Source organism: Phenylobacterium sp., assembly GCF_024508875.1.
In the GTDB taxonomy this organism is placed as follows: domain Bacteria; phylum Pseudomonadota; class Alphaproteobacteria; order Caulobacterales; family Caulobacteraceae; genus Phenylobacterium.
Map to the genome: position 1 here is coordinate 1 of NZ_JANINU010000132.1, position 6,509 is coordinate 6,509.

At 68.8% G+C, this 6,509-nt stretch carries 4 protein-coding genes; 3 read left to right on the plus strand and 1 reads right to left on the minus strand.

Features of this window, described 5'->3' with window-relative positions:
- A partial coding sequence (locus tag Q0L11_RS11175; protein ID WP_296597317.1) for a TonB-dependent receptor plug domain-containing protein occupies positions 1-1,011 on the minus strand: 1,011 nt, incomplete at its 3' end.
- A gap of 413 nt (positions 1,012-1,424) precedes the next feature.
- Between Q0L11_RS11175 and Q0L11_RS11180 the strand changes: the two genes are divergently transcribed.
- The 3 genes from Q0L11_RS11180 to Q0L11_RS11190 form a co-directional block, all read left to right on the plus strand.
- Positions 1,425-3,647 carry a tetratricopeptide repeat-containing sulfotransferase family protein gene (locus Q0L11_RS11180; RefSeq protein WP_296597319.1) on the plus strand — a complete coding sequence of 741 codons (2,223 nt, stop codon included), beginning with the start codon at positions 1,425-1,427 and terminating at the stop codon, positions 3,645-3,647.
- Positions 3,648-4,011: 364 nt separating this feature from the next.
- Positions 4,012-5,745 carry a quinohemoprotein amine dehydrogenase subunit alpha gene (peaA, locus tag Q0L11_RS11185; protein ID WP_296597320.1) on the plus strand — a complete coding sequence of 578 codons (1,734 nt, stop codon included), beginning with the start codon at positions 4,012-4,014 and terminating at the stop codon, positions 5,743-5,745.
- A partial coding sequence (locus Q0L11_RS11190) for a radical SAM protein (protein ID WP_296597321.1) occupies positions 5,742-6,509 on the plus strand: 768 nt, incomplete at its 3' end. The genes peaA and Q0L11_RS11190, both read left to right, overlap by 4 nt.

Sequence of the window (6,509 nt, forward strand, 5' to 3'; positions counted from 1 at the left end):
CTTGGTCTTGCGCTGGTGGTAGCCGGTGGCCGAGACCACGTCCCAGTCGCCGATGTGGCCGTGGACGGAAAGCGCCGCCTGGTACCATTTGTCGTCGTTCTCGGTGACGTCGTAGTCGTGGACCTCGAGGTCGCCGACGCGCGGGTCGAACCCGAAGTAGCCCTTCGAGACCTGGTGCTGCGCCGTGATCTGCGGCGTCACTTCCCAGCCGGGCGCCACTTCCCACAGCGCCTGCACGCGGGCGCCGTACTCGCGGATGGTGTTGTAGTCGTCCTTGGCGATGGACGAGTTGTCCAGCGTGTAGGAGGTCGCCGGGTTGTTGTCCCCGAGCGTCAGGACCGCGGACCGGCCGTCGTTCAGCTTGCCGTTGTTCGGCGTGTTGTCGACGTAGCCGCCGTCCCGCCGATAGTAGGCCATGGCCCGCACGGCGATGTTCTCGGTGACGGGCGCGTTGACGTAGGATTCGATCTGGCCGCCGACGGCGCCGGGCCCGTACTTGTTGCCTTCGAGGTTGTATCCCCAGTCCAGCTGGCCGGTCTTGGGCTTGTTGGTGATGAAGCGGATGGTGCCCGCCAGCGAGCCGGCGCCGTAGAGCGTGCCCTGCGGCCCCGACAGAGCCTCGACGCGTTCCAGGTCGTAGACGTGGATGTCCGGAACGCCGGTGCCGGTGATCGGGATGTCGTCCAGGTAGTAGCCGACGGACGCGTAGTTGCCGCCGGCGGGAACGATGCCCCGGAAGTAGGCGGTCTGCCGTCCCGGCCCGAGGCCAGCGAACGACACCGAGGGCAGCAGGGTCACGAGGTCCGAGAGCCCCTTCACCTGTCGCTGCTGCATCTTCTCGGTGCTAAGCGCCTGGATGGAGATCGGCACCTTCTGCACGCTCTCCGACCGGCGCGTGGCCGTCACGATGACTTCGCCCAGCACGGCCTCCCCGCCATCTTCCGCCGCGGCCGCGGCGGATGCCGGCCCCGCAAGCACGAGAGGCGTCAGGACGGTTGTCGCCGCCAGCAAGCAAAGAAGGCGCTTTCCTCGGAAAGCGGTTTGATCTGTCATGATCGCATATCCCCCAAGTCTTGACCCTAGTTGCCCTCCTTCCTCTCCGCTTGCTGCGCTTGCGTTGAGCGACGCTTCCTCTGGCGCTGTTAAGTCTGTTTTGGGTGTAATCAGCGCGCAATTATTCGCCTCCGAAGACGATATCTTCGGGCGAGTCGTCGTTCGCACTTTGACGTGCGGAACATATTCTGAATCAGGCAGACAGTCCGAGGACGCAGCACTCCGCGGAGATGTCTCAATTCTGATAGACTGAGCGCCGATCAGAACTGTCAAGCGCGTTACACCATGAGACCTAGGCCTTCGCCGTCGTGACACGCCTGAGACCTCGAAAGTTGTCCTAAATTTGAGCGTAGGCGCCCAAGGGCTCGGCCATGGACGAGGCGCCGCTCCCCCTCACGGGCCTTGCGGTTGAACGGGAGTCGGGCGCGCGGCCGGATAGGCTGGCGGTCGTCTCGAACGCGCCGAATGCGCTGTCGCCCCTGCGACTGCGGCAGGACAAGGAAGTCTTCATGCCGATCCCGCCGGCGCGACCGGGCGTGATGATCCGCCCCGGCCGCCCTCCCGAGACGCTGTCGCTCCAGGCCGCCCAGGCCGAGATCGCCGCGCTGCTCGATACCGATCCCGAGGCCGCGCTCGCGCGCGCGGAGATGCTGTTGAGACAGGCGCCTGCGCTGCCGCCGGCGGAGCTGCTCGCGTGCCAGGCCCTGCGTCGGCTGGGAAGGCCGAAGGCCGCGCTGGCCCGCCTTTCCGTCCTCGCGCGCGAGCATTCGCGCGTACCCGCGGTGATGTGGGAGTTGGCGCAGGCCGCGAACGAGGCGGGCGACAACCGGCAGGCCATAGCCGCCCTCGAGACCCTCACCCGCCAGCAGCCGGCGGTCGCCGACGGCTGGTTCCTGCTCGCCCGGGCGCTGCGCAAGGCCGGCCGCGCGGATGACGCCTGGCGCGCCGACCTGTCGGGTGTGCATGCGTCCTCCCACGATCCCGACCTGCTGCGCGCGGCCGCGGCGATGAACGACGGGCGCCTCGACGAGGGCAAGGCGATCGTGACCGCGAGGCTCCAGCGGCGGCCCGACGATCCGCCGGCCCTGCGGCTCCTCGGCGAGATCCACTGGCGGCGCGGCGAGATGACCGAAGCGCTGGCGCTGGTGGAGCGGGCGGTGGGCGTGGCGCCGGGCTTCGACCTGGCCCGCGACTTCCTCGTACGCCTGCTGTTGCAGACCAACCGCCTTCCCGAGGCGCTGGAGCACGCCGAGACGCTGGCCCGCTCCCCCGTCGCGAACCGCGGACACGACCTGCTCAGGGCCTCCGTGCTGGTGCGCCTCGGCCATCAGGAACAGGCTGGCGAGATCTACCAGCGACTGCTGGAGCAGCACCCGGACCAGCCGCAGGTCTGGCAGAACCTCGGGCATGTGCTGAAGACGCTGGGGCGGCAGGCCGACGCCATCCACGCCTATCGCGAGGCGGTCACGCGCCAGCCGACCATGGGCGAGGCATGGTGGAGCTTGGCCAACCTCAAGACGGTGAAGCTGGACCTCGGGGACGTCGCGGCCATGGAGGCGGCGCTCGCGTCACTGGAGCACGACGCCGACCTGCGGCGCGAAGACGTGTTCCACCTCCATTTCTCCCTGGGCAAGGCCCTGGAGGACGCGAAGGACTACGACGCCTCGTTCCGCCACTACGACCAGGGCAACCGCCTGCGCCGCACGATTGTGCAGCACGACGCCGACGCCTTTTCGGCCGAGGTGGCGGCGACGGCGCAGACCTTCGGCGCCGCCTTCATCGCCGCCATGGGCCCCGGCGGCTGCCCGGCCACAGACCCCATCTTCGTGGTCGGCCTGCCGCGCTCGGGCTCGACCCTCGTGGAGCAGATCCTCGCCAGCCACAGCCAGGTGGAAGGCACCATGGAACTGCCGGAGATGATGATGATCGCCGGTCGCCTGCAATCGCGGGTGGACCAGGGCGAATTCCCGGACTTCCGCGCGATGATCGCCTCGCTCACGCCGGCCGACCGCCAACGGCTGGGCGACGAGTATATGGAGAGGACGCGGGTCCACCGGCAGACGGACCGGCCGCTGTTCATCGACAAGATGCCCAACAATTGGCAGCACGTCGGCCTGATCCGGCTGATCCTGCCAAACGCGAAGGTCGTGGACGCACGGCGTCACCCGCTGGGCTGCTGCTTCTCGGGCTGGAAGCAGCATTTCGCGCGCGGGCAGGCGTTCTCCTACGACCTCGCCGACATCGGCCGCTACTACCGCGACTACGTGGCGCTGATGGCCGCCTACGATGAGGCCGCGCCCGGCGCCGTGCACCGCGTGATCTACGAACGGATGGTGGCGAACACTCCGGAAGAGGTCGCCCGGCTGCTGGACGCCCTCGGCCTGCCGTTCGAAGAGGCCTGTCTGGAGTTCTACAACAACGACCGCGCGGTGCGCACGGCCAGCTCCGAGCAGGTGCGCAGGCCGATCTTCACCGACGCCGTCGAGCACTGGAAGCACTACGAGCCGTGGCTGGGCCCGCTGGTCGAGGCGCTGGGCCCCGTCGTCGACGCCTATCCGGATCCGCCGGCTTGCGCGACGAGCGGCCAACGCTGAGCTTTCTGCTTGATCGCGAGGCCCTCATCATGGGTGATATCGCGAGTTCCGAGAAAGCGTCGGCGTGGAAGAAATAGGCGCCCGGCGCGAGTCCTTTGCCTGTTCTTTGGCGCATTGCGCCGCAGTCGCGTTTCCCGGTCGCAGTCCAAGAGAAACCCGCTTGACCAGCTTGGCCTCTGACCGTCCCGCTCCACATCCGGAAGGCCGGTGAGACTCGTCCCGGACCGGCAAGGGGGATTATCTCGAGATGAACGTCCCGCAGAGCGAAGTCGGCGCGTCTGACGGCAGTCAGGACAGTCCGGGACACGCGCCGCCCGGGTCCGCCGCGGGCGGGCGCCGCGCCGCGTGGGGGGCCCGATCGCAGTTGCTTCGCAAGGCCGGCCCGCTCGCGCTGGCGATGTTGGGCGTGTTCTCCGCGTCGGTGGTCGTGGCGCAGGTCAACAAGCAGACCGGCCCCGACCCCGTCGAGTGGACCGAGACCGACAAGGGCATTCCGGTCACCGACAAGCTGACCATCGAGAAGTGCGGCACGTGTCACGCGGCCGACGACAAGGGCAACCTGTCGCGGATCTCCTGGGTGCGCTCCACGCCGGAAGGCTGGGCCTCGACAATCAAGCGCATGGTCAAGCTGAACGGCGCCACGATCGATCCCGCCGAGGCCCGCAAGATCGTGCAGTACCTCGGCACGCACCACGGCCTCGCGCCGGAGGAAGCCAAGCCGGTCATGTACCTGGTGGAGAACCGGATCCAGGACGAGACCAACATCCCGAACGACACGGTCCGCCAGGCCTGCGCCGCCTGTCACGCCTTCGCCCAGCCCCTGTCCTCGCGGCGCAGCCGCCGCGAATGGGCGCTGCTGCAGAACATGCACGTCGCCCTCTATTCCCAGGCCGAGGCGCAGTACAGCCGGCCGGCGCAGGGCGGGCCGCCGTCGCCCGGCCCCGACGGCAAGCCGCTGCTGCCCGGCCAGGTCGCCCTGAACTGGCTGGCGGCGAACGCGCCGCTGCACACGCCGGAATGGGCCGCCTGGGCGCCGCGCATCCGCTCGCCCCGCCTGGAAGGCAAGTGGACGGTCTCGGCCAACCTGCCCGGCAAGGGACGCTACGTCGGCGACATGACGATCAGCCCCGGCAAGGACGCCGACCACTTCGTCACGGTCACCACGCTGCGTTCGCTGCAGTCCGGCGCCACGATCTCGCGCAAGGGCGAGGGCATCGCCTACGGCGGCTATAGCTGGCGCGGCAGTTCCAGCGCGGGCGGCGCCGGCCAGCCCGACGATCCGAAGAGCGCGGGACGCGAGACCATGTGGTTCGCGCCGGACCTCAAGATGGCGCAGGGCCGCTGGTACTGGGGCGCCTACAATGAGTTTGGCTTCAACGTGACGATGGCCCGCGCCTCGGCGGATCCGACCATCGCCGCGGTCATGCCCTACGCGCTGAAGGCCGGCGCGAAGGGGGCGAGTGTCCGCATCTACGGCGACGGCCTGCCCGCGAAGCTCTCGCCCGCCGACATCGACATGGGCGCCGGCGTCACCGTGACCAAGGTGGTCTCGGCCAGCTCCCGCGAACTGGTCGTCAGCGTGGACGTCGCCGACAAGACGCCGACCGGCAACCGCGACGTCAGCGTCAAGGGCGCCGTGCTGGTGAACGCGCTGCCGATCTACGACAAGGTCGACTATCTGAGGGTCACGCCCGAGACGGCGCTCGCCCACCTCGGCGGCATCAAGTTCGACAAGGGCTACGAGCAGTTCGACGTCGTCGGCTACGCCAACGGCCCCGACGGCAAGCCGCGCACCGACGACGACGTCGCCCTGGGCCCGGTCCCGGTGACCTGGAGCATGGAAGAGTTCCACACCGTCACCTACGACGACGACACGAACTTCGTGGGCGACCTCAGCGCGACGGCCCTGTTCACGCCTTCCGTGGAAGGTCCCAATCCCAAGCGCCGGTTCGGCCGCAACAACTACGGCGAGGTCTGGATCGTCGCGACGGCCAAGGACGATAAGGACAAGTTCGGCAAGCCGCTGGTCGGCAAGGCCTACCTCGTCGTCACCGTGCCGACGTACCGGCGCTGGGACCAGGCGGAGACCACCCAATGACCAGCATGACGCCGATGACGGCCACCCGGTATCGCCGGGGCGAGCTGCACGAGTTCCAGGCCGCCGGCCAGGACTTCATCTACCTTGTCGCCGCCGGCGCGATCTTCGCGCTGGACGACGGCGCCAGCGCGGTGCTCCGCCGGCTCGGCGAGCGGGAGATGACCCATGCCGAACTGGTGGACGCCCTGGTGGAGCACGGCCATCTCCGTGCCGACGCCGAGGAGCTGATCGGCGAACTGCGCTACGTGCGCGGGATCGTCTCGGACACGGTGACGCCGGCCGTCGCCCCGGGGCCGACCAGCCCGCCGGCCGACTTCCCGCTCCAGGCGCTGGTGCTGAACATCACCAACCAGTGCAATCTCGCCTGCACCTACTGCTACGAGTTCGGCGCCGACAAGATCGCCACGCCCGAGGGCAAGCCGAAGTACATGACGCTGGAGACGGCCAGCGCGTCGGTCGACTTCCTGCTGGCCCAGTCGCCCGGCCGCAACGCGGTCCACATCACGTTCTTCGGCGGCGAGACGCTGATGAACTTCAAGCTGCTGCGCCAGGTCGTGGAGTACGCCCGCGAGCAGGCGGCGATGCAGGGTCGCGGGATCGGCTTCAGCCTCACCACCAACGCCACCCTGCTGACCGACGAGATCATCGAGTTCCTGGCGGAGAACGAGATCGGGGTCACGGTCAGCATGGACGGGCCGCCCGACCTGCAGGACCTGCGCCGCGTCGACAAGCGCGGCCGCGGCACCTACCGCATCATCGAGCCG